We start from the raw sequence: 25,425 nt of genomic DNA, 5'->3' as shown, positions 1-25,425 counted from the left end.
ATGACCGCCTCGTCATGGTGTGCGGCCGCCGGGATCAGTCCGCGGGGCGGGGTTCGAGGACGAAGGTGTGCCGCAGCACGGTGTACGGCTCGTCGGTCAGCTCGCGGCAGGGCCCGGTGCCGGCCTCGTAGGTGTCATAGGACGTGATCAGCGACTCCTTCACCCCGAACACCGGATCCGTGTCCAGGTACGAGTCGTCCGACGGGAACAGCATGGTGGTCACGCGCTGGAATCCCTCAGCCTCGATCAGCAGGTGCACATGGGCGGGACGCATGAGCGACCTGCCGGTGGCGCCCAGGAGTTCGCCGACCGGGCCGTCACCCGGGATCGGGTAGCTGGACGGGCGGATGGAGCGGAAGCCGAAGTGTCCCGTCTCGTCGGTGCGGAGAAGCGCGCGCATGGCCGGGTCGACCTGGCCTGGCACATCCACGTCGTAGTGGCCGTCCCCGTCACTGTGCCAGACGTCCACCGCCGCGTCGGCCACCGGCGCTCCCGCACGGTTCACGACCCGTCCCTCGAAGAACAGCGGGGTCCCGGGCAGACCTCCGGAGATGTCGGCGGCGTCCGCGTGCCGCGGCCTGTCCTCCCTGAAGAAGGGGCCCAGGACGCTGTTCTGGGTGGTTTCCGTGGGCCGCCGGTTGCTGAGGGAGTCGACCAGCATGGTGATGCCCAGCACGTCGGACAGCAGGATGAACTCCTGGCGCGTCGATGTGCACATCTGCCCGGTGCGCGTCAGGAAGTCCACTCCCCGGGCCCACTCCTCCTCCGTAAGCTCGACATCGCGGACGAAGGCGTGAAGGTGCCGCACCAGCGATTCCAGGATCTCCGCGACGCGGACATCCTTGGTGTCCCGCATGGTGGAGATCACGGCATCGGTGATGGTGTCGCTGGTCAGATCACGCATGGCGCGCTCCCGTGGTGGTTGGGTGTCGGTGGCGGAGTCGGTCCGGGCATCTTCATCACCGGATGACGTTCACGGTGTCTCGCCGGCCCAGGCGCGGGTCAAGAGGGCGCGCACCGCGGTCCGTTCCACTGGCCGCGGATTCCAGTAGCCGTCCCGCACGATGAGGTCGGCCGCCCGCTCGATGCCCGATTCCGGCATGCCGAGGTCCCGCAGTGCCCTGGGGGCGCCGAGCCTCCCGGCGAAGTCGAAGAGACCGCTCGCGGCGTCGTCCCGGGCCAGCGCGTACGCGATGCGGGCCATGGCCTCGGGGGCCGCCGACCCGTTGTAGGCGACGACGTGTGGCAGGACGACCGTGTGGGTTTCGGCGTGCGGAAGCCCGAAGGTGCCACCGAGCACATGGCACACCTTGTGGTGCAGGGCCATGCCGACCGTGCCGAGGCAGGTGGCCGCCAGCCACGCCCCGTACAGCGCGTCAGCCCGCGCCTCGCCGTCGTCCGGGTGGAGCGCGATGGCCGGAAGGGATCGGGTGAGGGAGTCGAGCGCCTCACCGGCCATCAGGAAGGCCACCGGATCCCGGTCCTGTGCGTAGAGGGCCTCCACCGCGTGCGCCATCGCGTTGACGCCGCTGACCGCCGATATCCCCACGGGAAGCGTGAGCGTCAGGTCGACGTCGTACACCACCGTCTTGAGCAGCACTTCCGGCAGCCGGCGGGTCGTCTTCCTGCCGCTTTCGGTCTCTCCGAGGATCGGCGTCATCTCCGAGCCCGCGTAGGTGGTGGGCAGCGCCAGCTGCGGAAGACCGGTGCGCACGGCGATCGCCTTGCCGAGGCCGATGGTCGATCCACCACCGATGGCGAGCACGGAGTCCGCGTCCACGCTTCCGGCGTAGCCGACCGCCTTCTCCGTGATCTCGACAGGGGTGTGCGGCGCCGCTTCGGCGAACGTGCCCACTGCCGTGGCACCGAGCAGGTCGCGTATCTCCGCTGCCTGGTCCCATTGGCCGGGGGTGCACAGGATGAGCACCCGACGGCATCCGAGAGCATCGGCCTCCTCGGGGATACGGCTGCGGGTACCGCTGCCGAAAACCACCTTGGTGATCTGCCCCCGATGCACGAATGTCTTCATCAGAATGTCCTCGGTCCCGCCGGTGCTCTGTTCATGGAAGAAAGCCTCGGCATTCGGGTGATCTCCGTCAACGGAATCGGCGCGCGATGACGGGCATCGGCGTGGAAATACCGTGTTCATGCGACCGGCACCGCCATGGCCGGGGCCATGGCGGTGTGCGCGTGCGCGTGCGGGCGACGATTCGGCTCCGCCGCGGCAGCCTCGGCAGGTCAATCCGTGGGCCGCGGATGGCGCAGATGAGCCCGCTGCTCCAGCTCCTCCTCGTCGACCAGCGTGAGCATCGGCTGGCCCGGCGCGCACAGCATGAACACCACGAACTTGCTCGGGGCGTCCGACAGGGCGTTGCCGTTCTGGTAGTGGATCAGGTCACCGCCCGGCTCGAACAGCGTCTCACCGGCCTTGATCACGCGCTCCGGCTCACCTTCGAGCTCGAACCGGATCGCGCCCTCGGTCACATAGCCGTAGCACGGCCCCGAGTGGCGGTGCGGAGGAGTCCCCGGGTCGCCGGGAGGCCACTCGACGAGGACGGTCATCCCCGAAGCACCCTCGGGGATGAAGGGCGGCTTGACGTCCGCCAGCATCTTGGGTCCGGTCCCATCCGCTGAGTCCATCTCGTGCACTGTGCTACACCTCCGTGGGCCGGCCCGGAACGGGCGGACGATCCGCGTCGGGGATTCCGGGCTCGAACAACTCGAATCACAGGGAAGAAAAGGCACGGCCCGCATCTGTGACACGCCGTGCGCCATCAGGGAGAACGCGGTTGGCTCAGCCGAACTGGCCGACCTGGTAGCCGCCGGCCGGCTGCTGGTTGATGATGTTGATGCGGTTGTAGCTGTTGATGACGGCGATGAGGGATATCAGGGCGACGAGCTGGTCGTCGTCGAAGTGCTTGGCGGCGTTCGCCCAGACCTCGTCCGTGACCCCACCGGCCGCGTCCGCGACCCGGGTGCCCTGCTCGGCCAGCTCCAGCGCGGCGCGCTCGGCCTCGGTGAAGACGGTCGCCTCCCGCCACGCGGCGACCAGGTTGAGCCGTATCGAGGTCTCCCCGGCGTGGGCCGCGTCCTTGGTGTGCATGTCGGTGCAGAAGCCGCAGCCGTTGATCTGGCTGGCGCGGATCTCCACCAGACGCTGAACGGATTCCGGCAGGGTCGAGTCCGACACCACCTTGCCGGCCGAGTAGAGGTGCTTCAGCACCTTGGTCGCGAGGGCATTGCCGAAGTAATTGAGACGTGGATCCATGGGTCCTCCCAGCAGATGTGCCGTTATGCGTTCCTCCCTGACCACACTGGATCGGCGCGGCACCGAGGCGCATCGCATAAACGAGTGATTCGGGACCGGCCGCCTAACGCGTGAGGATGGGGACCGGTCCCGACGTGGCGTCCTTACGGTGACGGGCATGGTTCGAATGACGCGCCGCGGCGCGCTGGTCGGGGTGGTGGCCGCGGTGCTCGCGGTGGCCGGGTTCGGCGCGTATCTGCTGTGGCCCGCCCCCACGCTGGACGCCGCGGACGTGGACGCGGCGCTGCCGACCAAGCGGGACCTGCCCGGGTTCGTCCCGCACGACGGGCTCACCGGCGCCCTGTCGGTACCGGCCGGCAACAAGGAGGGGAGATCCGTGCTGGCCGGCACCGACCTGGACAAGCAGTGCCGGAAATGGCGCAAGGACGGCGACGGCTGGGCGTGCCGACACCTGCATGGGGCGGGCATGGTCGTGCTCGAGCGGTCGGAGAACGTGTTCTTCCGGGTCAAGTCCGATGTCCTCGCCTACGACGACGAGGACGCCGCGGAGGCGGCCTGGGACGGGCTGGTGGCCGACAACCGCGAAGAGATCCACAAGATCCGGGGCGCCAAGGAGCACTCGTCCGATCTGGGGGACGCGGCTCTGTCCTTCGAGGCGCCGGGCGTCACGGTCCTGGCGATCCGGATCGAGACGGTCGTCGTGGAGGCCATCGTCTGGGACGGGAGCAACCAGGTGAGCGAGGCGGACGAGGACGCGATGGTGGAGAAGTGGCCCGCACTGCAGCTCTCGAAGATCGAGAAGCAGCTCGGCTGATCGGGGGTGGGGTATGCCGTGGCAGCGGCGTACCCCACCGGCCGCCGACACGATGAGGGCCTTGACGGGGAGAGTGGCGATATGGACGACGAGGGCGAGCGGCTACGGGCCGAGTGTGAACGCCTCCGGGAGGAGGTCGGGGGGCTCAGGTCCCAAGTGGAGCAGCGACGGGCCGCCGCCGTGTCGACCGATGTGCCCGGCCCCGCGTTTGAGGGGGCGGCCGGGGACGCGAGGAAGGGAACGGATGGCGCACCCGTAGCCCGCGTACCCCAGGAGCCACCGCCCGCGCCCGATCCGTACGCCCCTACGGGAGCGGACGCCTCCGCTGCGCATCCGCGGTTCGCGGGGGTCTCCCGCCGGGGCCTGCTCGTCGCCGGTGGAGCCGTCGTGGTCGCCGGGGGCGGGGCCGCCGCCGCTCTCCTCGCCCAGGACGACGGCTCGTCCGCCTCCCCTCGCCCCCGGCCGTCGCGCCCGCGCCCGCGCCCCGTGACGAGCATTCCCGCACACCCCACGATCCGCCGCCTGGCCACCCTCAAGGGCCACTCCGGCACTCTCGGCGGTGTGTGGTTCAGCCCGGACGGGCGGACGCTGGTCTCCACCGAGGCCGATGTGGGCAACCTGCGGCTGTGGGACGTCCCTGCGCACCGGCGGATCGGCGCGCCGCTGACCTCGGCTTTCGTCTCCTTCCAGTCCGTGGCGATCAGCTCGGACGGCAGGACGCTCGCCACCGGTGGCGCGGACAGGGCGCAGTTCTGGCAGCTCCCCTCGCTTCACCGCAGTGGCAGGTCGCTGAGTCTCCCGGACCGCACACAGCGGCCGTTCGAGGTGGTCGCCTTCAGCCCGGACGGCAGGACGCTGGCCGCGGGCGGCACGAACGAACCGGGCGGTGACGTCGTGCGGCTGTGGGACGTCGCGTCCCGCGGACAGCGGGGCGAGCCGCTGACCGGACACGAGGGCGGTGTCGAGGGGCTGCTGTTCAGTCCGGACGGCAAGACCCTGGCCGTGAGCAGCCATGTCGGCGACGGAGTCGTGCGGCTGTGGGACGTCGCGTCCCGCAGACGGCGGGGCGAGCCACTGACCGGACACGAGGGCGGTGTCGGCGCCATGGCGTTCAGCCCGGACAGCGGGACCCTGGCGGTGAGCGCGAGTGTGGGTGGCGATGGCGTGGTACGGCTGTGGGACACGGCCACCGCCACCCGGCGCGGCAAGCCGTTGCGCGCCCGCACCGTCGGCGTCAGCGCGCTGGCCTACAGCGGGGACGGGAAGACCATCGTCACGCTCGGCTTCTACAGCGGGCTTGTGTTGCGTTTCTGGGACGCGGCCACGCACAAGGAACGCGCGAAGCCTCTGGAGCTCGCCTCCCTGTCCCAGCCCACGGCCTTCACGGCGGACGGGCTGACGCTGGCGACCGGCAGCTACGACGACAACGCCATACGGCTCTGGCGGATCGAGTAGCCGCCGAAGCGGCCGGTCTCGCGGTCGGCGCGTCACACGAAGTGGAACAGGTGCATCGCACGAAGTGGAACAGGGGAAGGGCGGGAGCCGGGTATGGACGAGCGAGGACCCTCGCCGGAGGGCGTACGCGGCGCGTCATCCGGTGCGGGGCGCACCGGGCCGGACGACGGGAGGACGACGGCGGAAGCAGGCGCCGGGGCCGAGGAGCTCGGCCAACTCCGGGCCGAGCGCGACCGGTTGCTGGCCGAACGCGAACGGCTCCGCCACGAGCTGAACGGACCGCCCTCGCACCTACCGCGGATACCCCCGCGCCCACCGCGGATACCCCCGAAGCCTCTGCCGTGGATATCCGGGAAGCCCCTCCCGCCCTCGCGGCGCCGTCTGCTCATCGGCGCGGGCGCGGCCGTCGCGGTCGCCGCCGTGGCCGTGCCCACCGGCATCGCCCTCTTCGGCGGCGGCTCGGACGGCGGGAAGGACACCGCCCACGGCAAGCCCGGCAAGGACACCTCCGGCAGCCCCTCCCCCACTCCCCTGCGCACACCCCCGCCCATCGCCATCCCCGCCCATCCCGGGCTGCGCCCGCTGGCGACCCTCAAGGGACACAAGGGGGAGATCGGCACGCTGCGCTTCAGCCCGGACGGAAAGAGCCTGGCCTCCAGCGAAGCCCAGGACGGAGTGTTGCGGCTGTGGGACGTGGCCACCCACAAGCAGCGGGCCAAAGCCCTGCTCTCCTCGCTCGTCGTCTTCGAGGGAGTGGCCTTCAGCCCGGACGGCCGGACGGTGGCGACCGGCCACGAGAGCAGAGCCCAGTTCTGGGACGCGGCCACTCTGCGCCCGCACGGCAAGGAGATCGCCCAGCACGACGATCCCTTTCTGTCCTTCGAGACGATCGCCTTCAGCCCCGACGGCAGGCTCTTTGCCACCAGCGGCTTCATCGACCAGGAGATCCGGCTCTACGACGTGGCGACTCATCAGCAGAAGGGCGCTCCACTCGAGTCGGCAGGCGCCCACCAGTTGGTGTTCAGCCCGAACGGGAAGACTCTGGCCGGCGTGGACGAGTCCGGCATGGACGGCGTACGGCTGTGGGACGTGGCCACCCGGAGACAACGGCCTCAACCGTCGAATGACTCCTTGGGCGGTGCCGGCGACATGGTGTTCAGCCCGGACAGCGGAACCCTGGCCGTCACCAACGACTCCACGGAAGTCCACTTCTTCGACGCGATCACCGGCAAGGAGCGCGGCAAACCGCTCGCCGGCCACAGTGGTTCCGTGACCGGCCTGGCCTACAGCACGGACGGCCGGACCGTCCTCACCACCGACTACACCGGCCTGCATTTGTGGGATGCTGCCAGCCACGAACACCGAGCCGCCATCAGCAACCCCGGGCCCTCCATCGCCCAGCTCGCCTTCAGCCCCGACGGCCGCACCCTGGCCACCCTTGGCTTCCAGGACAAGACGATCCACCTGTGGCGCCTGGAGTAGTCCGTGTGCTGCCGAACGCTACGCGTCGGGACCGCTGCCGGTGAGCTGTTCGCGGATCGCCTCCATGTCGATCAGCGACCAGATCTCCGCGATCCTGCCGTCCCGGTAGCGGTAGAAGACATGCTCGACGAACGAGATCGACCGGCCGGTGGGCGGTATGCCACGGAAGCTCGCCGTGGGGGTGCAGTCGAACCGGATGCGGCACGCCACCTCCTCGCCCTGGACCACGAGCCGCTCGATCGCGTAGTGCAGGTCGGGGATCTCCGTCGCGTCGCGGCGCAGCAGATCCTGGAACTCGGCGATGGTGAGTGTCCGGTCGTTGTGCACCACGGGGTCGTGCACGAACTCGGGAAGGTCGTGGAAGCGCCGCTCGTTCAGGCAGGTGAGGTACCCGCGATAGCGGTCCTCAAGGGCGAGTTCAGCCATGGGATGTGCTCTCTCGGTCTCGCGGGCGCGGTGCGGTACGGCAGCGCCCGAGCGGCGCCTTGGCGTGCTTGGCGTGCTTGGCCAGGACCGTACCCCTTCTGGCCATAACGCTCGTCATAGCCTAGCGGGAGCCCCGGCCGTAACGACTGTCACCCGTGCGAGCTACGCGAGGTGCGCTCCGTGGCGTGACGATCTCGGGCCGCCACATCCCTAACGTTCGGAGCAGCCGCGGCGCTCCGGCCGCGGATCTGGCGAAGGACTGCGAATGCGACGTTCCTACGTGGCGGAGTTAGCCGTTCCCGGTCATAAGGTGCCGGTGCGAGCCTGCGTCGACGAGTCGAATCCACCGATATGGCTGTTCCCCTCGGTCGGTGAGTACCCGGTCTACGACGACTTCGTGTACGACATGATGATCAAAGATGAGCGTCGGACGGGCCGGTATACCGAAGCCGTCCGGCGCTGCGCTCCCGGCCGGACCGTGCTCGACGTCGGCACGGGGCAGGACGCGGTGTGGGCGCTGGCCGCCGCCCGCGCCGGAGCACGGCATGTGTGGGCCGTGGAGGTCATGCCCAAATCGGCGCGGATCGCCCGGAAGACCATCGAGGAGGCCGGTTTCGCCGACCGGATCACGGTGATCGAGGGGCTCTCCACCGAGATCGAGCTCCCCGAGCCCGTCGACATGTGCGTCTCGGAGATCATCGGCACGCTCGGCGGCTCCGAGGGCGCGGGGTCGGTACTGCGGGACGCGCGGGAGCGGCTGGTGAAGCCCGGTGGGCTGTTCATCCCGCACCGCAGCGCCACCACGGCCGTCGCCCTGGACCTGGGCAGTGCGACGGGGGGCGAACCGCCCAGTTTCCCGTCCGCCACCTTCGACTTCGTGCAGGAGGTGTTCGCCGCGGTGGGCCGCCCCTTCGACCTGCGGGTCTGTCTCGCGGGGTTGCAGGAAGTGCCGGAGGTGCGGGAGCGGTCGTACCTGTCCGACGCCGTCGAGGTGGAGCCGCTGGAGTTCAACGGCGCATTGCGGCCGGAGGGTGTCGACCGCGCCGAGCTGACGTTCACCGGGCCGGGCCGCTTCTCCGGGCTCGCGCTCGGCGTGCGCTTGTGGGTGGCCGAGGACGGCGAGCCGATCGACTCGCTGTGTGAATGGAGCAATTGGACCCCCGTCTATGCGGCGCTGTCGGAGGAGGGCCTGCCGGTGCGGCCGGGCGACCGGTTCACCTTCGAGTTCACCACGACGATCAGCGACGACGGCGTACACCCCGACTACGCCCTCGTCGGCGAGCTGCACCGGGACGGCGGTCCGGCGGTGCCGTTGCGCTGGAGCTCGACGCACCATGGGGACGGTTTCCGCGAGACGTTCTTCCATCGCCGGCTCTTCCCCGAAGCCTGATCCACGAGCCCCCACCGCTACACTCGGCCGATGATCAGTGTTCGGCGTGTCCCGGAGATGTGGCACCGGTTCGATGTCACGGTCCGGGATCTCCCGCTCGGGCTGCTGATCCTCGCCGGGTCGCTCATCCCGGAGTTCCACAACCACGGGACGCAGCTGGGCGGCCTGCCCGCCCGCCCCTTCGACGCGCTGGCCATCGTGGCAGTCGCCCTGCAGTGCCTCCCGCTCGCCGTGCGGCGGCGGTGGCCGGTGGTCTGTCTCGCCCTGGTGTCGCTCGGTTTCGCCGTCGACCAACTCCGCGGCTACCACTCGTTCGCGGGCACCGCGATGCCCATCGCGCTGCTGAGTGTGGGGTCCCATCTGGAGCGGCACCGGCGCGCCATCGCGCTCGGGTTCTCCGTGGCGTATGTGCCGCTGGCGGTCGCGCTCCACCGGCTCGGTTCGGGCGCCGAGGCGCCGAGCGAGTTCGCGATGTACTACCTGGCGCTGGTCCTCCCCTGGGGCATGGGGTCGTGGCTGCGCTCCACCCGGGCCGTGGAAGCCGACCGCCGCCGCCGTGTCGCCGAGGACACCCGCGCCGCGGAACGCGCCCGCATCGCCCGTGAGCTCCACGACGTGGTGACCCACCATGTGACGGCGATGGTCGTACAGGCCGAGGCGGCGCGCTATCTGACCGCCGCGCCCGACCGCCTCGACCAGGCCCTGACCGCGGTCACCGAGACCGGCAGACGTGCCACCACCGATCTGCGGCACTTGCTCGACCTGATCAATCCCGACCACGGCACCGAGGCCACGACACCGACTGTCGGCAGACTTCTCACGCTCGTGGAGCAGACCCGCCGGTCCGGGCAGCCGGTGGAGTTCACCGAGGAGGGCACACCGGCGGAGTCGACCGGCAGCGCCGACCTGGTGGCCTACCGGGTGGTGCAGGAGGCCCTGACCAACGCCCTCAAGTACGCCCACGGCAGCCGCACTTCGGTCCAGGTCCACCACGGGGAAAGGGACATCACCGTGGAAGTCAGCACGGACGGCGCCGGCTCGCGGGCCCCCGCCTCGCCCGGTGGGAGCGGGCGGGGGCTGGCCGGTCTGCGCGAACGGGTCGACGTGCTCGGCGGCGACTTCAGCGCGGGCGCCCGGACCGGCGGTGGCTTCGTCGTCCGGGCGCGGATACCCGCGGGGAGCCCGTCGTGACCGAGTCGATCCGGGTCCTGGTCTGCGACGACCAGGTGCTGGTCCGCACCGGGCTGGTGACGATCATCGATGCCCAGCCCGACCTCGAAGTGGTGGGCGAGTGCGAAGACGGCCGGACCGCGGTCGACCTCGCCGGCCGGCTGCACCCGGACGTCGTGGTGATGGATGTCCGCATGCCGGTGCTCGACGGTATCGAGGCCACCCGCCTACTGGCCGGTGCGGGGGTGCGGCGCCCCGTCAAGGTGCTCGTGGTGACCACGTTCAACCTGGACACCTACGTCTACGAGGCGCTGCGCGCGGGGGCGAGCGGGTTCCTGCTCAAGGACGCACCGCCGTCCCAACTGCTGCACGGGATCCGGACCGTGGCCACGGGCGCGGCCCTGCTGGACCCCGAGGTGACGCGCCAGCTCGTGGGCAAGTACGCCGCCCGGATCCGCCCTCCCGAGGGCGCCCCGCAGGACATCCCGCTGACCCCTCGCGAACTGGAGGTGCTCCACCTCATCGCCAACGGCCTGTCCAACAGCGAGATCGCCGCGACTCTGGTGATCAGCCAGGAGACCGTCAAGACCTTCGTGTCACGCATCCTCACCAAACTCGGACTCCGCGACCGTGTGCAAGCGGTCGTCTACGCCTACCGCCAGGGTCTGGTGACCTGACCCGCCACGCGGCGGACCGCGGGTCGACGGCGGGTGGCACGACATCGGCGGGAGGGTCCTGGTCGGCGCCGAAGGCGATGGGGCCGGGTCCTCGTCCAGCGGTGAGATGTCGTTGTCCTTGAGGTAGACACCGCCGATCCCGTTGGGCAGTGGGCCGGCCGCCGCGAACACGACGGTGCCGGCGAGGTGGCCGTCATGGCCCGTGGTGAAGTGCGGATCGTCCCAGCGGATGTCGGAGAGACGATGGCCACCGGATGATTTCGGGGAGCGGCGGCTCCGCGTTCAAACGGGAAGTGGGCGAGTCACCGCTGCGCTACCGGCACCGGCCGCGTGAGACGGGGTCGACTTCGGCTCCACCTCGGGGTGCCCGCCGGTCCTGAAGGCGCGCCGGGGCCCGTGAAACGCTGTATCCATGTCCCGCAGCGCCGCACATCGTGACCAAGGTCGGCGCGGTCCGCGATCAGCAAGGCGGCTGGCCCCCTGCCCGGCACCCCGAGGACCTGCGCCGCGCCGTCCACGAGAATCTCGAGGATCTCGGCCTCGATGCGCTCGACGTGGTCAACCTCCGGCTCGGCGACGCCCAGGGCCCCGGCCCGGCTCACTCGCCGAGCCCTTCGAGACCCTCGTCGAACTCCAGCAGCGGGGCCTGATCCGACACCTCGGAGTGAGCAACGCGACGGCGGGACAGGTCGCCGAGGCCCAGGCGATCGCGCCGCCGATGTCGGTCGCCCTGGCCTGGCTGCTGCGGCGGTCGCCGAACATCCTGCTCATTCCCCGCACCTCGTCGGTGGCGCACCTGCGCGAGAACGTCGCCGGCGCGGGACTCTCGCTCTCCGACGAGGATCTCGCCGAGTTGGACAAGATCGGCCACTAGCGGGACGCGGGAGACGCGGGAAGTCGCTTCAGCCGTCGTCGGTGGAACTCAGGTTTTTTTCGATCTTCGAAAGGATCCTGGCGAACGCCTCGCGTTCTTCGTCGTCGAGCCCGTCCAAGGTGTGCTCCTCCAGCTGCGCCCAAACCTGCGCCACCTTGGGCCGCAGGGCATAGCTCTCCGCCGAGGCCCGGACGAGCATGACGCGCCGGTCCTGTGGATCGCGCGTGCGGACGACATGTCCGCCCTGCTCCAACCGTCGCAGCATCAGAGTCACGGTCGACGGGTCCAGGTCGAGCGTCTTCGCCAACTCCGACTGGCGGACCGACCCCTCCCTCCACAAGGTCATCATCAGGAATTCCTGGCCGGAACAGAGGCCGGTGGGACGCAGCAGCTTGCCGCCGGAGAGGCGGTGCAAGCGGGAAACGCGGGCCAGGGTCTGGCTGACGGGGCCGTCGTCTCCGGCCTCCGTCGCCTCGGTCCGCGTGGGCTCTGAGGTCATGCGGACAAGGCTATCGTGGTCGGCCAATCATTGGCCACCCAACGAATGGGTTATGGTGGCCCCCGGTGAATTCGTTGGTCGACCAATGAACTCGCTCGTCAGTCCGTATGCACATCAATCCCCGGGAGCCGTCGTGGCCACAGCATTCGATCCGATCGACCTTTCCGGGCTGCGCCTGCGTAACCGCGTGGTCATGCCCGGAATGGGGCGCGCCCGCGCCTTCGGACCCGGCAATACGCCCACCGACTCGATGGTGACGTACTACGCACAGCGGGCCACGGCCGGTCTGATCATCACGGAGGGGTCCCAGCCGTCGGTCGTCGGCCAGGGCTTCCCCAGCACGCCGGGGCTGCACAGCGCCGAGCAGATCGCCGCCTGGCGCCGCGTCACCGACGCGGTGCACGCCGAGGGCGGCACGATCTTCGCCCAGATCTCGCACGTCGGCAGGGTCGGCGACCCCGGCCTCCTGCCCGACGGACTGGTGCAGGTCGCTCCGTCGGCGATCGCCGCACCCGGCCAACTGTTCACCTTCGACGGGATGAAGGACTTCACCACCCCACGCGAGCTGACCTCCCAGGAAGTGCGGGAGACGATCGCGGACTTCGCCCAGGCGGCGCGCAACGCCATCGAAGCGGGGTTCGACGGAGTCGAACTGCACGCCGCCTACGGCTACTTGCTCCACCAGTTCCTCGCCCCCAACTCCAATCTGCGCACCGATGAGTGGGGCGGCTCCATGGAAGGCCGGGTCCGGTTCGCGGCGGAGGTGGCCGCGGCCGTGTCCGAGGCCATCGGGGCACGGCGCACGGGAATCCGCATATCGCCCGGCACGGGCTACAACGGAGTAGAGGAGCCCGGCCCCGAGCCCACGTACGTCCATCTCGTCCGCCGGCTGAGCGAGATCGGCCTGGCCTATCTGCACATCGTCGAGAACTCACGCGATCTGACCAGCATCCTCCGCAAGGAGTTCTCCGGAACCCTCATCCTCAACCCCGCGACGGACGGGTTCACCAGCGCGGGGGAGCTGGCGCTCATCGAGGACGGCACGGCCGACATGCTGTCCTTCGGCGCGCTGTTCCTCGCCAACCCGGATCTGCCCGCACGTCTGCGGGCGGGCGGGCCGTTCAACACACCCGACCAGACCACCTACTACGGTGGCACCGACAAGGGCTACCTCGACTACCCCTACCTGACCAGCTGAGCACCCGGCCCCTGCGCACGCCGGCCAGGATGATCATGCCCGTGCCGGTCCTCATCGAGCGGATTTCCTCGGTGTGCACCCTCTGCCCGGGAGATCTGGTCTTCACCGGTACTCCGGCCGGGGTCGGCACGGGACGGACCCCGGCCCGTTACCTCGCCCCCGGCGATCAGGTCCGCACAAGCATTGACGGCATTGGTGAGATGACCCATGTCCTGAGGTGACCGATGCCGCCATGGGCATGATTCGATGTGATGTGCGACGCTCCAGATTTTTCGCGTCACCCGCCGTCCGATGACGATCCGTCCTCCCTCAATTATCACGTCGGTCAAGTTCGCTATGAACTTGGCGATGTCTCGGGCACAATCTCTGTGATGCAGTCGGATCAGTTGCGATACGACGTATATCGGCGGCCCATGTGCGGCACCGGGCACTTCTGGCAGAACGACAGCTCGAAATGGGCTACCTGGAGGCTGCCGGTGCTACGTGGCATCTATCGCTGGATGATCGACCTTTGGTTCGAGAGTCACCCACCGCCTAGCACCTACCTTGACGGATACACGGGTGACTGTATTTGGATAAGCCCACCTAAGTCGCCCCCCATGACGAGGCGTTCGTCGGCGGCGTTGTTGGCGAATGGGGCATCTGGGCCACTTAGCAGCAGGTGCAGGTGGAGTCCCTGGTTCTGGTCCATCAGGGGTTTCATTCACACCAAGGACTCGTTGGTTTATCATCCTGAGCATGGCCCAGAAAGTAGTCACCACGTACGTAGATGATCTCACTGGTGAGGAATCAGAAGAGATCAGCACCCACACCGTCCTGATCGACGGAGCTGGGGTTGAGCTTGACCTGTCATCCCAGAACTACGACCAGCTCTTGGAGGCCTTGAGCCCCTACCTGAACGCCAAGGGCGCTCGTCGCGTACGTGGGAGCGTCACAAACGGCGCTGCCGCCAGGGGGAAACGCCGGTCCACAACACCGGTGGGAGGCCAGGACACTGCCGAAATCCGGGCCTGGGCCAAGGAGAACGGCTACGAGGTCAGCGACCGCGGCCGCGTTCCGGCGACCGTCCGTGAGGCATACGCGAAAGCCAACTGAGAGGCGCCCTCCTTCCAGGGGACTCAGATCCCAGACACCTGGCGAGGGCCCTTTCCCAGTATCCCGGGGAAGGGTCCTCAGCGGGACGTAATCGCCCATGGTCCGGATCGCGGCTGAGCCGCAGGCGTGGTTCGGCAGGATGCGCAGGCGGGTCCCGATGGGCAGGTTCGGCAGGGTGGCGCCGTCGCGGGCGGTGGCGGTGCCGTGCTCCTGGCTCGCGGCGCTCCCGACCGGCCGGCGATCGGGCGCCCCGCCAGGTCGGTGACCAGGCCGTACCCCTGGTCCTGGGGCTGGGCCGCCGTACCGCGGACGCGGGACATCTCCGGCACACCCCGAGACCGGCCATCACCAGATCGAAGAACACTTAGTTGCCGACGCGCAGTTCGGTGACGCCGGTGAGGTCCTCGGCGGCGTGCGCGGTGGGCGTCGAGCCGACGCTGACGGTCGCGACGGGCAGACCGGCGGCGCGCAACTTCTCGGCGGCGGCGACGGCGGTGTCGCGTTCGTTCTTCGCCGCCGGCCGCTGCTCCTCCGCCGAGTAGACCCGCTCGACGGTGGCAGCCCCTTCGGCCCGGACGCCGACGGCTTCCCGCGGCTGAGCTCCGCCACGTCCCATGCCGTTCTCGAGGACATCCTGGACAGACGCGTCCGAGCGCTGCGACCGGGGCGGAGCCACTGAGCTGATTCCGGGACTTCGGGACTCCGGGACTCCGGGAGGGTGAAATTCTCTGGCGTGGCGGCCGGAAGGGCCGGAGACTCGTCTCATGGCTGACATGGGGGCGTTCCAGGAAGCGGTCACCGCGTGGGCGGCCGGTGGCCCCGACGGCCCCGCGCGCGAGCTGGCCGCGCGGCTGCCCGTCCGAGCAGTCGTCCTGCTCGAAGGGCCGAGCGACGCCGCGGCCGTCAGCGCGCTCGCCGCGCGCCGCGGCCGGGACCTGGCGGCCGAAGGGGTCTGTGTCCTGCCGATGGGCGGTGCCATGAGCGTCGGACGCTTCGCCCATCTCCTCGGGCCGCCCGGCCTGGGCCTCCGCCTCACCGGATTGTGCGATGAGGCGGAGCGCCGCTTCTACACCCGCGGTCTGGAGCGGGCCGGCGCGGCGCGGCAGGAGTTCTTCGTCTGTGCGGCGGATCTGGAGGACGAGCTCATCCGCGCCCTGGGTGTGACGCAGGTGGCGGAGCTCGTTCGGGTGGAGGGCGACCTGCGCGCCCTGCAGACCTTCCTGCGCCAGCCCGCTCAGCAGGGCCGCACCTCACAGCAGCAGTTGCGGCGCTTCCTCGGTACGAAGAAGGGGCGGAAGATCCACTACGGCCGCGTCCTCGTCGAGGCCCTGGACAACGACCGCGTACCCGCGCCACTCGACGACCTGCTCACCAGCCTCTGACCCCGGCGGCTCGGTGAGCGATGGTGAACCCGGGCCCTGGCGTTCTGCCCGGAGACTCGCACGGCGGCCGACCGGACGTCACGATGTGACGTCCACCAGGACCGGGGCGTGGTGCAGCAGCCAGGCGAGGCCGACCTGGGAGGGCGTGACGCCCAGGGACTCGGCCGCGGCCTGAATGGCACCCCGATACGTCGAGCTGATGCCTGGGCGGCCGCCACCGTCACCTGCCTGGCAGGTGACACAACGATCAGGAGCCGAGGCGGCCCTTGCTGCGCATGGCGGCGCGGACGCGTTCCTCGGCGAGCCCGCGCCCGGCGATATGCGGAGTGGTGGCGCGGCGCTGGGCCTCTTCGAGAACCGTGACGGCGTTGGCGCGCAGCCGCTTGGAGATCGTCTCGAAGATGGTGGAGGTCTCGGGCCGGAATCCGGAGTAGCGGGCGTCCATGGCGAAGGCGGCGGCGACGACGCCACCGGCGTTGGCCACGAAGTCGGGCAGGAGGGAGATGCCACGTTCCGCGAGGATGGACTGCGCCTGCGGCGAAGTGGGCAGATTGGCGCCTTCCACGACCAGCTTGGCCTTGATCCGGTGGGCGATCGTCTCGTCGATGACGTCCTGGAGGGCGGCCGGGACGAGGATGTCGCAGTCGACGGTGAGTTCCTGGCCGGGTGGTACGGCGATGCCCTGGTGGTGGCGGGTGACGAAGTCGTCGCCGTGCTCTTCCCGCGCGGTCCGCAGCGCGGGCACGTCCAGTCCGGCGGGATCGTGGAGGGCTCCCTTGGCGGTGGAGACGGCGACGACGGTGGCGCCGAGTTCGGCGAACCGCACGGCGGCGGCGTGGCCGACGGCTCCGAACCCCTGGATGGCGACCCGGGCGCCGCCGAGGGGCAGCCGGAGGTGCTGAGCGGCCGCGTCGGCGGCCTCGGCCACTCCGTAGCCGGTGACGCCGAGCTCGTCGTAGGCCACTCCCCCGAGGTGGCCCGGGGTGCCGACGGCCGCGCCGCGGTCGCCGAGCTCGTCCTGGACGATGGCCGCGTCGTTCTCGGTCAGGCCCATGTCGAGGCCCATGACGTATTCGCGGGGCACCTCGTTGGACAGGGCGCGGGCGAAGGCGCGCAGGATCGCTTCCTTGTCGGGGGATGCCGGGTCGGCGACGATTCCCGCTTTCGCGCCGCCGTAGAAGAGGTCGACGCCGGCCCACTTCCATGTCATGACGCGGGCCAGCCTGGCGACCTCACCGACGGAGACGGTCGGGCTCATCCGGGTGCCGCCCTTGCCGATGCCACGGGCGGTGTTGTCGATGACCAGGACGCCCTTCATGCCGGTGCGCCGGTGGGAGACGACGACGATCTTCTCGGGTCCCCAGTCGTCGATCAGCGACAGTGCGTCAGTCACGGTGCGGGTTCCTTGTCTGCTGAGGAGAAGGGCTGATGGCGCAAAGCACGGGCGATGAGTTCGGCGAGGTGGGTGCCCGCGCGGTCGGTCCGCTGGGTGATCTGGGTGCGGCAGCTGAAGCCGTCCGCGAGGACGACGGTGTCCGGTGCGGCGGCTCGGACGGCGGGCAGCAGGATCTGTTCACCGGCCGCCACGGACACGTCGTAGTGGCCACGTTCGAAGCCGAAGTTTCCGGCCAGGCCGCAGCAGCCCGAGTTCAGCACGCTGTTGTCGACGCCCATGGCGTCCAGGAGTGCGCTGTCGGCGCTGAAGCCGCTGGTGGCGTGCTGGTGGCAGTGGGTCTGACTGATGGAGCGGGTGTCGATGTGCGGCGGCCGCCAGCCCACCGTGTGATGGACGAGGAGTTCGGCGAGGGTGAGGGTGGACCGGGCGAGCGCGCGTGCGTCGGTGTCACCGTCCAGGAGCTCGGGCAGATCGGTTTTCAGCGCCGCGGTACAGCTCGGCTCCAGGCCCACGACCGGCATGCCCGCGCGTACGGCCGGTGCGAGCGCGGTGGCGGTGCGGCGGGCGATACGGCGGGCGATGCCCAGCTGTCCGGTGGTGATCCAGGTCAGGCCGCAGCACTGGGTGCCGGGCGGGACGTGGACCCGATATCCGGCGTGTTCGAGAACCGCCACGCCCGCCTTCAGGACGTCGGGTGTGAAGTGGTTGTTGAAGGAGTCCACCCACAGCACGACGGGGCCACGGTGTCCGTCGCCCCCAGGGGTGCGCGCGCGGAACCAGGCCAGAAAGGTCCGGTCGGCGAAGCGGGGCACCTCGCGCTCGGCGGCGATGCCTCCCAGTCGCTTGATCGCCGGTGCGAGGCGGGACGCCGTGAGGGCGTTGACCAGCCGGGGCATCCGGGCGGCGACACGGGACAGCAGGGGCAGCCAGCCCATGGAGTAGTGGGAGGCGGGCCTGATCCGTCGCCGGTAGTGGTGGTGCAGGAACTCCGACTTGTACGTGGCCACGTCCACGCCGACCGGGCAGTCGGCACTGCACCCCTTGCACGACAGACACAGATCGAGCGCGTCCCGCACTTCGGTGGACCGCCAGCCGTCGGTGATGACCTCGCCCTGCGTCATTTCGTACAGCAGGCGGGCACGGCCGCGGGTGGAGTCCTTCTCGTCGAGGGTGACGCGGTAGCTGGGGCACATGACGTCGCCGCGTGGAGCGGCCGTACGGCATTTGCCGACGCCGACACACCGGCGGGTGGCCTTGGCGAAGTCGCCGTCGTCGGCGTGGAAGGGAAGGACGGTGGTCAGGGGCAGGGGGGTGCGGTGGGGGCTGACCCGCAGATTGCCGTCGACGGGCAGCGGGTCGACGATCATTCCGGGGTTCAGGCCGTTGTCGGGGTCCCAGACGTCCTTGAACTGCTGAAACAGGGCCATGACGGCCGGGCCGTACATCAGCGGCAGCAGCTCGGAGCGCGCCTGGCCGTCGCCGTGCTCTCCGGAGAGGGAGCCACCGTGTGCGGCGACGAGTGCGGCGGCTTCGGTGACGAAGGCACGGAAGCCGGCGGTCCCGTGTTCGGTGGTGAAGTCGAAGTTGATCCGTACGTGCAGACAGCCCTCCCCGAAGTGCCCGTAGACGGCTCCCCGCAGATGGTGTCGCGCGAGCAGTTCGGTGAGCTGCCGGAGATATGAGCCCAGTCGCTCGGGAGGGACGGCGGCGTCCTCCCAGCCGGGCCACGCCTCCGATCCGTCGGGCAGACGGGTGGCCAGCCCGGCTCCGTCCTCCCGGATCCGCCACAGCCGCCGGGCGCGCACCGGGTCGGTGACGATCTCGCCGCCGGTGAAGCCCGCGGTCTGCCCGGCCGCCGCGACAAGTTCCTCGGCACGCCTGGGCAGTTGCTCCTCCTCGCCACCGAGTTCCGCGAAGAGCCAGGCCCGCGCCTCGGGCAGGGTGTCGATCGTCCGGCGGGTCTCGGTGCGGGTGACGATGTCGGTCAGGGCCTGGTCGAGCCCTTCCAGCGCCAGGAGGCGGTGTCCCAGGAGGCCGGGTACGGCGTCGGCTGCCGCGCATGCGTCGCGGTAGCCGAGCACCACCAGGGCTCGTGCGGGAGGAGGCGACACCAAGCGGACGGTGGCGGAGAGGATGACGGCGAGTGTGCCCTCGCTGCCGACCAGGGCCCGCGCGAGGTTGAAGCGCCGCTCCGGCAGCAGGTGTTCGAGCGCGTAGCCGGAGACCTGGCGGGGGAACCGGCCCAGCCGGGTGCGCAGGGTTGCCAGATTCCGCTCGGCGAGGCGGTGCAGGGATGCGATGAGGTGGGCGCGGTCGTCGCCGACGGCGATGGCCGCGTCGATCTCTCCCTGCGTCATTTCACCGAGCCGCAGCACGGTGCCGCGATAGGTGACCACTTCGAGCTCCAGCACGTTCTCCGCGGTGCGCCCCCAGGCGACGGAGTGTGAGCCGCACGCGTTGTTGCCGATCATTCCGCCGAGGGTGCAGCGGCTGTGGGTGGAAGGGTCCGGGCCGAAGAGCAGGCCGTGTTCGGCGGCGGCCCGTTGCAGGTCGTCCAGGACGATGCCGGGCCGCACCGTGGCCGTGCCCGCCTCGGGGTCCAGCGCGAGGAGGCGGTTGAAGTAGCGGGAGAGGTCCATGACCACGCCGGAGCCGATGGCCTGCCCCGAGGTGCTGGTGCCCGCGCCGCGCGAGGTGATCGGCACACCCAGGCGGCGGCAGACGGCGATCGTGTTGAGCACGTGCCGCCGCTCGCGGGGGAAGACCACCGCCAGGGGGACCTGGCGGTAGTTGGAGGCGTCGGCCGCGTATTGGGCCCGGCGTCCCGCGTCGCCGTGCACCTCGCCGCAGTCGCCTCGAGTGAGCGCCTCGGTCACGGCGGCGTCGAGCCGTTGCGGGCCGCGCGCTGTCGCGGCGTCGGGACGTGCCATGCCCCGCACCGTCGCGGCGTCGGGACGTTGCGGGCCCTGCGCGGTCGCCGTCACTGCGGTAGCTCCTTTGTCCATCGGCCGTGTTCGACCTCGTCACAGCCACGATCCGGGGCCCCGGCCCGCCTCACAAGACCCAGTAGCACGAAAGTATTGACCCATGAGCCACAGCGATGCTTACGCTGTGGCCCGTTCCGGAGTCCGGCGGGAGGTACGCGTTGCTCAAGCCGCAGCATCTGCTCACCCTGAGGGCCGTTGTGCGCACCGGCTCGTTCGTCATCGCGGCCCGCGAGCTCGGGTACACCGCCTCGGCGATCTCCCAGCAGGTCTCGGCCCTGGAGAAGGAGACGGGCCTGGTGCTGTTCGAGCGGGAGGCGCACGGTGTCCGGGCGACCGCGGCGGCTCACCGGCTGGTCGGCCTCAGTGTCCCGGTGCTGGCGGCCATGGACGACCTCGGCCATCAGGTGCACCAGCTCGCCACCGGTGCCACGGCTCGGCTGCGGCTGGGAAGTTTCCCCACCGCCGGTGTCCGGCTCGTGCCACCGGCGCTGTCGGCCCTGACGTCGGCCCACCCGCGGGCGCAGGTGCAGCTCGAGGAGGGCGAGCCGGAGGAGCTCGTCGCCGCGCTGAACGCCGGGGATCTGGATGTGGCGCTGGTGTACGAGTACGGGCTGAGCCCCCGGCAGTGGTCGGACGGCCTGGCCTGCCATCAGCTCGTGCGCGAGGACCTCGTTCTGCTCAGGGCCCGTGGCAGCGGTCTGAGCCCGCGCCTGGCCGGGCTCTCGCAGGCCCGCTGGATCACCAGCAGGGAAGGCACGGCCGGTGCGCTCTCGCTCGCCCGGCTGTGCGCGGCGGCAGGTTTCGAGGCCGCGGTCACCTTTCGCAGCAACAACTACGACGTCGTACGGGAGCTGGTGTCCGCGGGTCTCGGCGTCGCTATCGTGCCGGGGCTCGGTCACTCGCCCGGCGACTCGGTGGAGGCGACTCGACTGGCGCAGCGCTTGGCGTTCCGCCGCGTGATGGCCCTGCACCGCCACGAGAACAGCAACCCGCTGCTGGGCACGATGATCCGCTCGCTGCGCGGCGCGGTACCGGAAGACGAGCCGTATGTACACGCCACGCGGGACGAACAGCCGGACTAGGGCCCGTCGTCAAAGGGGGCGCCCCGCTTCCCTGGGCGACAGACCCCAGCGGGCTGCCGACCCCGTCCCCTCCCCCGGGCCCGGCGCCGCCACTTGTGGACCTGCCACGCCGGCTGGTCGCAAGCCGGAGGCGCTGGCCATCGTCACCGAGGTGCTGGTCACGGCCCCGGGTCGCGATATCGCACACCGCTCCGGTCCGCCACTAGGCCTCCAGGGTGTGCGGCTCGGGATCCTCGGTGTCGGTCAGGTCGTCCAGGGTGTCGAGGTCCACCGACCCTCCGGGCATCACCTGGCGGGTGCGGCGGTAGCCGTAGGCTCCGTAGATGACCAGCCCGGCAACGAGCCAGGCCCCCAGACGTACCCAGGTCTCCCACTGCAGGAACGACATCAGCCAGCCGGAGAAGATCATGCCGAGGACGGGCACCACCGGCATCCCGGGGCATCGGAACGAGCGCTTGAGGTGCGGCTTCCGGTAGCGCAGGATCAGCACGGACGCGCAGACCACCATGAAGGCCAGCAGGACTCCGATGTTGGTCAGTTCCGCCACCGCGTTGATGGGCAGCGCGCCCGCGAGTACGGCGGAGACGATGCCGATGATCCAGGTGGCGCGGTGCGGCACCTTGCGCTTGGGGTGGATGGCCCCGAACCACGCCGGCATGAGTCCGTCCCGGCTGAGCGCGTACCACAGGCGCGAGGCGCCCATCATGAAGGAGAACGTCACGGTGACGATGCCGATGACCGCTCCGACGGCGATGACGTTGGCCAGCCCGGTCAGGCCCACGTCGGCGAAGGCGCTGGAGATGCCGCTGTTCGGGTTGAGTTCGCTGTAGTGCTGGATGCCGGTGAGCACGACGCACACCAGCACGTACAAGGCCATGGAGATGCCGAGCGACAGCATCATGGCCTTGGGCAGCTTGTCGCGGGCCTCCACCGACTCCTCGGCGGCGGTGCTCAGCGCGTCATAGCCGAAGACGGCGAAGAAGACGGTGGCGGCGCCGGTGAAGGCCCCGCCGAGTCCGAAGGGCGCGAACGGCGTGAGATTCCCGGTGTCGACCTTGGTGAAGCCGACCGCGATCACCACGAGAACGATGGCGATCTTGACGATGGTCAGCACGGTCTCGACGCGGGCGGAGGTACGGGTGCCACGGGTCAGCAGCCAGGCGACCGCCAGGCAGATCGCCATGGCCAGCAGGTCGATCCTGTGACCGGCGCCGGTGCCGGGCGCGCCCAGTGCCCAGGTGGGCAGGTGGACCCCGACGGCGTCCAGGAGGAAGCCGAGGTAGCCGGACATGCCGATCGCGACGACCGCGACGATGGCGGTGTACTCCAGAAGGAGGTCCCACCCCACGATCCACCCCACGACCTCCCCGAGGACCGCGGCGCAGTAGGTGTAGGAGGAGCCCGCTTTCGGCACCATGCCGGCGAACTCCGCGTACGCGAAGGCCGCGCACAGCGACGCGGCTCCGGCGACCAGGAACGAGATCAGTACGGCGGGACCGGCGACGTCTCTGGCGACGGCCGCCGCCAGGCTGAAGATACCGGCCCCGATGATCGCGCCGACGCCGATCATCGTCAGCTGGGTCAGCCCGAGGGTGCGGACCATGCGCTCGCCCGCGGGCTGTTCGGAGGGGAGGGTGCGCCGGAAGATCCCCTGGGGGCCTCTTCCCAGGAGGGCGGGAAGCCCGGACTTGGGGGTGTGGTTGGGGGACATGGCTGGCTCCATGGCAGACAAGCGGCGGCACGACGGGCCACCGACGTGGTGTGGGTCACCACTGGCCTGAAACCATCACCCACGGTCTGCCGCCCCCGAAAGACTCAGCAGCGCGACAACTTGCGCCCCTCAGCCCAAGAAAACCTGGGCCCCTTCGTGGCCTCGTCAGCGGGTGAGGTGCGTGTTCCCGCTTTGCCGCTGACGCTCGGGGGGCCGCCGATCCGCCGAGGTGCGCAACACATCCACCAGCGCGGCCACCGTCGGCCGGTGCTCGGCGAAGGAGCGGCACACCACCACGATGTGGCGTTCCATCGTCTCGTGCAGCTCCAGGACATCGAGGCAGGACGGGCGCAGCCGAAGCATCAGCTCCGTCACCACGCTGACCCCGACTCCGGCCTCGACCAGGGCCAGGGTGGCGGCGGTGTCGGTCACCTCGTGCAGCACCTGCGGTTCGAATCCGGCGCGGCGGCAGGCGGTGAGCACGGCGCGGCCGTAGTAGCTGCCGGCTGACGGCAGGATCCATCCCAGGTCCCTGGTGTCGGCGAGCGAGACCTTCTGCCGACCGGGCCTGCCGGGCCTGCCGGGCCTGCCGGGCCTCCCGGACATGGCCCCGGTGGGTACCGCGAGCGAGAAGCGCTCCCTGGACAGCTCCCGCACCCGCAGGGACGGATCCCGCGGGATGGGCACGTCCGGGTAGTCCAGTCCCAGCGCCAGGTCCACGCTTCCACCGGCCACCGCGTCGTACACCTCGTCCACGTCCATGTCCCGGCTGCGGACGGTCACGCCGGGATGGGTCTCGCGCACCTGCCGCAGGGCGGGCGGCAGGATCTCGGCGGCGGCCGTGGCGAAGAGCCCTACCCGCAGCGTCCCGGAGACCTCGTTCCGGGTGCGCTCCAGCGCTTCGACGGCCTCGGCCTCCGTGGTGAGGATGCGCTCGGCGTGCAGGGCCAGGGTCGCTCCGGCGTCGGTGAGCTCCACCCGGCGTCCCACCCGCCGCAGCAGTTGCATGCCGGTGGCCTTCTCCAACGCGGTGATCTGCTGCGAGACCCCGCCGGGCGTGTATCCCAGGGCCTCCGCGACCGCGGTGATGGTGCCGCGTCTGGTCAGTTCCACCAGCGAACGCAGCTGCGCACTCGTCCAGTCCATATAGGGATTCTAAAAGATCAGAAGCATGGACCGTTGATAGACGTCAACGTTTGGTGTGCTGCACGATGACGCAGAGATAGCTGATCGGCATCGCTCTGTCCTGACAGCCCTGCCGCCCCCGGGCGTGGACCCGTCCTCGTCCGGCGAGGTGGCCTCCGGAAGAGAGTGGTCTGTTGTCCTCATCCGCCTTCCGCACCGTTCCCGCCTCCGCCGATGTTGTGATCGTCGGTGGCGGCGTGATGGGTGCGAGCACCGCGTTTCACCTCGCCGAGGCAGGGGTGACGAACATCGTCGTCGTCGAGCGCGACGACCTCGGCTGCGGCAGTTCGGGCAAGCCGATCGGCGGTGTGCGCGCCCAGTTCTCCGATCCGCTCAATATCGAGCTGGGCAGCCGCAGCCTCCGTGCCTACCAGGAGTTCCGCCACCGGCCCGGCGCCGACATCCGCCTCGACACCGTCGGCTACCTCTTCCTGCTCGACAGCGCACAGCAGGCGACTGACTTCGAGGCCGCGGTCCGGCTCCAGAACAGCCTCGGCGTCCCGAGCCGCATGATCGCCCCCGAAGAGGCCCGGCGCCTGTGTCCCTATCTCAGCACCGACGGCCTCGTGGCCGCCGCGTACTCGCCCGCCGACGGACACGCCCGCCCCGGGCTGGTCGTCCAGGGCTACGCACGGGCGGCGGCCCGAGCCGGCGTCACCATCGCCACCCACACCGCGGTATCCGGCCTCGACACCGCCGGGGACCGGGTCGTCGGTGTGCACACCAGCCATGGCCGCATCGCGTGCTCCACCGTGATCTGCGCGGCGGGGGCCTGGTCGGCGCGGATCGGGGAGATGGCCGGTGTCAACCTCCCGGTCCGGCCGGTGAAGCGGCAGCTGGCGTTCACCGCGCCGATCACCCCGCCCGCCCCGCGCATCCCGTTCACCATCGACTTCTCCTCGACCGCCTACTTCCACAACAGCGACGACGGTCTGCTGCTCGGGCTGGCCGACCCCGACCAGGACGACGGCTTCGACACCACCTGGACCCCGGAGTGGCTGGAGCTGTTCCGCACCGTCGCCCGCCACCGCGCCCCGGCCCTGGCCGGTATGGAGACCGTGGGCGGATGGGCCGGTCTGTACGAGGTCACACCGGACCACAACGCGCTGATCGGCCGCTCCGCGGAGCTGCCCAACTTCCTCTACGCGGCCGGGTTTTCCGGCCACGGCTTCCTTCAGGCACCCGCGGTCGGCGAGGCCGTGCGCGATCTGTACCTGGAGCGTGCGCCGTTCACCGACATCTCCCCGCTCAGCGCCGACCGGTTCCACCACGGCGCCGAGACCCGCCCCGAAGCACACGTGGTGTGAACCATGAACCCCGATCGAAAGGCCGAA

The 25,425-nt window shown here is 70.2% G+C and carries 22 protein-coding genes and 2 pseudogenes; 13 read left to right on the top strand and 11 right to left on the bottom strand.

The genetic code is table 11. The annotated features are described in order from the left end of the window. Nucleotides 1-34: 34 nt before the first annotated feature. The 4 genes from J2Z30_RS45205 to J2Z30_RS45190 form a co-directional block, all read right to left on the bottom strand. A complete protein-coding gene (locus J2Z30_RS45205; protein WP_044567085.1) occupies nucleotides 35-904 on the bottom strand; it encodes a dioxygenase family protein in 870 nt (289 codons plus the stop codon). 69 nt (nucleotides 905-973) lie between these two features. Next, on the bottom strand, nucleotides 974-2,029 hold the full coding sequence (locus tag J2Z30_RS45200) for a maleylacetate reductase (RefSeq protein WP_044567087.1): 1,056 nt from the start codon (nucleotides 2,027-2,029) through the stop codon (nucleotides 974-976). A 209-nt stretch (nucleotides 2,030-2,238) separates the two neighbouring features. Next, complete coding sequence (locus J2Z30_RS45195) at nucleotides 2,239-2,640, bottom strand: cupin domain-containing protein (RefSeq protein WP_044580748.1); 402 nt, start codon at nucleotides 2,638-2,640, stop codon at nucleotides 2,239-2,241. A 154-nt stretch (nucleotides 2,641-2,794) separates the two neighbouring features. Further along, the gene (locus J2Z30_RS45190) at nucleotides 2,795-3,268 is read right to left on the bottom strand and encodes a carboxymuconolactone decarboxylase family protein (RefSeq protein WP_044567089.1); all 474 of its coding nucleotides are present in this window, start codon (nucleotides 3,266-3,268) and stop codon (nucleotides 2,795-2,797) included. 157 nt (nucleotides 3,269-3,425) lie between these two features. Here J2Z30_RS45190 and J2Z30_RS45185 point away from each other — a divergent pair, with 157 nt between their 5' ends. The 3 genes from J2Z30_RS45185 to J2Z30_RS45175 all read left to right on the top strand — a co-directional run bounded on the left by J2Z30_RS45185 (nucleotide 3,426) and on the right by J2Z30_RS45175 (nucleotide 7,019). Further along, entirely contained in the window at nucleotides 3,426-4,082 is a 657-nt protein-coding gene (locus J2Z30_RS45185) for a hypothetical protein (RefSeq protein ID WP_209469117.1), read from the top strand. Between the two features lie 81 nt (nucleotides 4,083-4,163). Beyond that, entirely contained in the window at nucleotides 4,164-5,537 is a 1,374-nt protein-coding gene (locus J2Z30_RS45180; protein ID WP_052701136.1) for a WD40 repeat domain-containing protein, read from the top strand. A gap of 93 nt (nucleotides 5,538-5,630) precedes the next feature. Further along, a complete protein-coding gene (locus J2Z30_RS45175) occupies nucleotides 5,631-7,019 on the top strand; it encodes a WD40 repeat domain-containing protein (RefSeq protein ID WP_044567092.1) in 1,389 nt (462 codons plus the stop codon). A gap of 18 nt (nucleotides 7,020-7,037) precedes the next feature. Here the strand turns inward: J2Z30_RS45175 and J2Z30_RS45170 are convergent, their stop codons facing one another. Further along, nucleotides 7,038-7,445 (bottom strand): ester cyclase, encoded by a 408-nt coding sequence (locus J2Z30_RS45170; protein WP_044567093.1) that lies wholly within the window; start codon nucleotides 7,443-7,445, stop codon nucleotides 7,038-7,040. Nucleotides 7,446-7,710: 265 nt separating this feature from the next. Between J2Z30_RS45170 and J2Z30_RS45165 the strand changes: the two genes are divergently transcribed. The 4 genes and pseudogenes from J2Z30_RS45165 to J2Z30_RS45150 all read left to right on the top strand — a co-directional run. Further along, a complete protein-coding gene (locus tag J2Z30_RS45165; RefSeq protein ID WP_044567096.1) occupies nucleotides 7,711-8,835 on the top strand; it encodes a methyltransferase domain-containing protein in 1,125 nt (374 codons plus the stop codon). Between the two features lie 30 nt (nucleotides 8,836-8,865). After that, a complete protein-coding gene (locus J2Z30_RS45160; protein WP_044567098.1) occupies nucleotides 8,866-10,026 on the top strand; it encodes a sensor histidine kinase in 1,161 nt (386 codons plus the stop codon). After that, nucleotides 10,023-10,682, top strand: a complete 660-nt coding sequence (locus J2Z30_RS45155) for a response regulator (protein WP_044567101.1) — start codon at nucleotides 10,023-10,025, stop codon at nucleotides 10,680-10,682. Before J2Z30_RS45160 ends, J2Z30_RS45155 begins: the two co-directional genes overlap by 4 nt. Nucleotides 10,683-11,077: 395 nt before the next feature. Then, nucleotides 11,078-11,556 (top strand): annotated as a pseudogene (locus J2Z30_RS45150) (aldo/keto reductase); the annotation flags it as partial. A gap of 28 nt (nucleotides 11,557-11,584) precedes the next feature. Here the strand turns inward: J2Z30_RS45150 and J2Z30_RS45145 are convergent. Further along, a complete protein-coding gene (locus J2Z30_RS45145) occupies nucleotides 11,585-12,055 on the bottom strand; it encodes a MarR family winged helix-turn-helix transcriptional regulator (RefSeq protein ID WP_044567103.1) in 471 nt (156 codons plus the stop codon). Between the two features lie 133 nt (nucleotides 12,056-12,188). Here J2Z30_RS45145 and J2Z30_RS45140 point away from each other — a divergent pair, with 133 nt between their 5' ends. The 3 genes from J2Z30_RS45140 (at nucleotide 12,189) to J2Z30_RS45130 (ending at nucleotide 14,348) form a co-directional block, all read left to right on the top strand. Further along, nucleotides 12,189-13,253, top strand: a complete 1,065-nt coding sequence (locus J2Z30_RS45140) for an alkene reductase (RefSeq protein WP_044567105.1) — start codon at nucleotides 12,189-12,191, stop codon at nucleotides 13,251-13,253. Between the two features lie 35 nt (nucleotides 13,254-13,288). Further along, nucleotides 13,289-13,474 (top strand): fumarylacetoacetate hydrolase family protein, encoded by a 186-nt coding sequence (locus tag J2Z30_RS45135; RefSeq protein WP_245389204.1) that lies wholly within the window; start codon nucleotides 13,289-13,291, stop codon nucleotides 13,472-13,474. 517 nt (nucleotides 13,475-13,991) lie between these two features. Next, entirely contained in the window at nucleotides 13,992-14,348 is a 357-nt protein-coding gene (locus J2Z30_RS45130) for a histone-like nucleoid-structuring protein Lsr2 (RefSeq protein ID WP_044580750.1), read from the top strand. 108 nt (nucleotides 14,349-14,456) lie between these two features. Here J2Z30_RS45130 and J2Z30_RS45125 read toward each other — a convergent pair. Further along, a pseudogene (locus J2Z30_RS45125) lies at nucleotides 14,457-14,886 on the bottom strand (type III PLP-dependent enzyme domain-containing protein); the annotation flags it as partial. A gap of 226 nt (nucleotides 14,887-15,112) precedes the next feature. On the opposite strand from J2Z30_RS45125, the gene J2Z30_RS45120 reads away from it, so the two are divergent. Next, nucleotides 15,113-15,730, top strand: coding sequence for a TOPRIM nucleotidyl transferase/hydrolase domain-containing protein (locus J2Z30_RS45120; protein WP_044567108.1), 618 nt, complete (start codon nucleotides 15,113-15,115; stop codon nucleotides 15,728-15,730). Between the two features lie 247 nt (nucleotides 15,731-15,977). On the opposite strand, the gene J2Z30_RS45115 is transcribed toward J2Z30_RS45120, so the two are convergent. After that, nucleotides 15,978-17,123, bottom strand: a complete 1,146-nt coding sequence (locus J2Z30_RS45115; RefSeq protein WP_044567110.1) for a Glu/Leu/Phe/Val family dehydrogenase — start codon at nucleotides 17,121-17,123, stop codon at nucleotides 15,978-15,980. Next, nucleotides 17,120-20,056 carry an FAD-binding and (Fe-S)-binding domain-containing protein gene (locus tag J2Z30_RS45110; protein WP_044580751.1) on the bottom strand — a complete coding sequence of 979 codons (2,937 nt, stop codon included), beginning with the start codon at nucleotides 20,054-20,056 and terminating at the stop codon, nucleotides 17,120-17,122. Before J2Z30_RS45110 ends, J2Z30_RS45115 begins: the two co-directional genes overlap by 4 nt. A 170-nt stretch (nucleotides 20,057-20,226) precedes the next feature. On the opposite strand from J2Z30_RS45110, the gene J2Z30_RS45105 reads away from it, so the two are divergent. After that, a complete protein-coding gene (locus J2Z30_RS45105) occupies nucleotides 20,227-21,195 on the top strand; it encodes a LysR family transcriptional regulator (protein ID WP_245389203.1) in 969 nt (322 codons plus the stop codon). 202 nt (nucleotides 21,196-21,397) lie between these two features. On the opposite strand, the gene J2Z30_RS45100 is transcribed toward J2Z30_RS45105, so the two are convergent. Beyond that, on the bottom strand, nucleotides 21,398-22,798 hold the full coding sequence (locus J2Z30_RS45100; RefSeq protein ID WP_209469121.1) for an amino acid permease: 1,401 nt from the start codon (nucleotides 22,796-22,798) through the stop codon (nucleotides 21,398-21,400). Nucleotides 22,799-23,071: 273 nt separating this feature from the next. Next, nucleotides 23,072-24,052 (bottom strand): LysR family transcriptional regulator, encoded by a 981-nt coding sequence (locus J2Z30_RS45095; RefSeq protein ID WP_044567116.1) that lies wholly within the window; start codon nucleotides 24,050-24,052, stop codon nucleotides 23,072-23,074. 173 nt (nucleotides 24,053-24,225) lie between these two features. On the opposite strand from J2Z30_RS45095, the gene J2Z30_RS45090 reads away from it, so the two are divergent. Continuing rightward, nucleotides 24,226-25,398, top strand: coding sequence for an NAD(P)/FAD-dependent oxidoreductase (locus J2Z30_RS45090; RefSeq protein WP_044567118.1), 1,173 nt, complete (start codon nucleotides 24,226-24,228; stop codon nucleotides 25,396-25,398). Nucleotides 25,399-25,425 lie beyond the last annotated feature (27 nt).

Source organism: Streptomyces iranensis (assembly GCF_017874715.1).
Taxonomy (GTDB): domain Bacteria; phylum Actinomycetota; class Actinomycetes; order Streptomycetales; family Streptomycetaceae; genus Streptomyces; species Streptomyces iranensis.
The sequence above is the reverse complement of the archived record's forward strand: the minus strand, read 5'-3'. Positions and strand labels throughout refer to the sequence as shown.

What these genes read in the sequence shown, in the direction of transcription:
- J2Z30_RS45190 (WP_044567089.1), bottom strand. Translation starts at nt 3,268, where the DNA reads ATGGATCCACGTCTCAATTACTTCGGCAATGCCCTCGCGACCAAGGTG.
- J2Z30_RS45135 (WP_245389204.1), top strand. Translation starts at nt 13,289, where the DNA reads ATGCCCGTGCCGGTCCTCATCGAGCGGATTTCCTCGGTGTGCACCCTC.
- J2Z30_RS45195 (WP_044580748.1), bottom strand. Translation starts at nt 2,640, where the DNA reads ATGGACTCAGCGGATGGGACCGGACCCAAGATGCTGGCGGACGTCAAG.
- J2Z30_RS45095 (WP_044567116.1), bottom strand. Translation starts at nt 24,052, where the DNA reads ATGGACTGGACGAGTGCGCAGCTGCGTTCGCTGGTGGAACTGACCAGA.
- J2Z30_RS45160 (WP_044567098.1), top strand. Translation starts at nt 8,866, where the DNA reads ATGATCAGTGTTCGGCGTGTCCCGGAGATGTGGCACCGGTTCGATGTC.
- J2Z30_RS45165 (WP_044567096.1), top strand. Translation starts at nt 7,711, where the DNA reads ATGCGACGTTCCTACGTGGCGGAGTTAGCCGTTCCCGGTCATAAGGTG.
- J2Z30_RS45170 (WP_044567093.1), bottom strand. Translation starts at nt 7,445, where the DNA reads ATGGCTGAACTCGCCCTTGAGGACCGCTATCGCGGGTACCTCACCTGC.
- J2Z30_RS45120 (WP_044567108.1), top strand. Translation starts at nt 15,113, where the DNA reads ATGGCTGACATGGGGGCGTTCCAGGAAGCGGTCACCGCGTGGGCGGCC.
- J2Z30_RS45175 (WP_044567092.1), top strand. Translation starts at nt 5,631, where the DNA reads ATGGACGAGCGAGGACCCTCGCCGGAGGGCGTACGCGGCGCGTCATCC.
- J2Z30_RS45200 (WP_044567087.1), bottom strand. Translation starts at nt 2,029, where the DNA reads ATGAAGACATTCGTGCATCGGGGGCAGATCACCAAGGTGGTTTTCGGC.
- J2Z30_RS45185 (WP_209469117.1), top strand. Translation starts at nt 3,426, where the DNA reads ATGGTTCGAATGACGCGCCGCGGCGCGCTGGTCGGGGTGGTGGCCGCG.
- J2Z30_RS45100 (WP_209469121.1), bottom strand. Translation starts at nt 22,798, where the DNA reads ATGGTCCGCACCCTCGGGCTGACCCAGCTGACGATGATCGGCGTCGGC.
- J2Z30_RS45105 (WP_245389203.1), top strand. Translation starts at nt 20,227, where the DNA reads ATGCTTACGCTGTGGCCCGTTCCGGAGTCCGGCGGGAGGTACGCGTTG.
- J2Z30_RS45145 (WP_044567103.1), bottom strand. Translation starts at nt 12,055, where the DNA reads ATGACCTCAGAGCCCACGCGGACCGAGGCGACGGAGGCCGGAGACGAC.
- J2Z30_RS45205 (WP_044567085.1), bottom strand. Translation starts at nt 904, where the DNA reads ATGCGTGATCTGACCAGCGACACCATCACCGATGCCGTGATCTCCACC.
- J2Z30_RS45130 (WP_044580750.1), top strand. Translation starts at nt 13,992, where the DNA reads ATGGCCCAGAAAGTAGTCACCACGTACGTAGATGATCTCACTGGTGAG.
- J2Z30_RS45180 (WP_052701136.1), top strand. Translation starts at nt 4,164, where the DNA reads ATGGACGACGAGGGCGAGCGGCTACGGGCCGAGTGTGAACGCCTCCGG.
- J2Z30_RS45110 (WP_044580751.1), bottom strand. Translation starts at nt 20,056, where the DNA reads ATGGCACGTCCCGACGCCGCGACAGCGCGCGGCCCGCAACGGCTCGAC.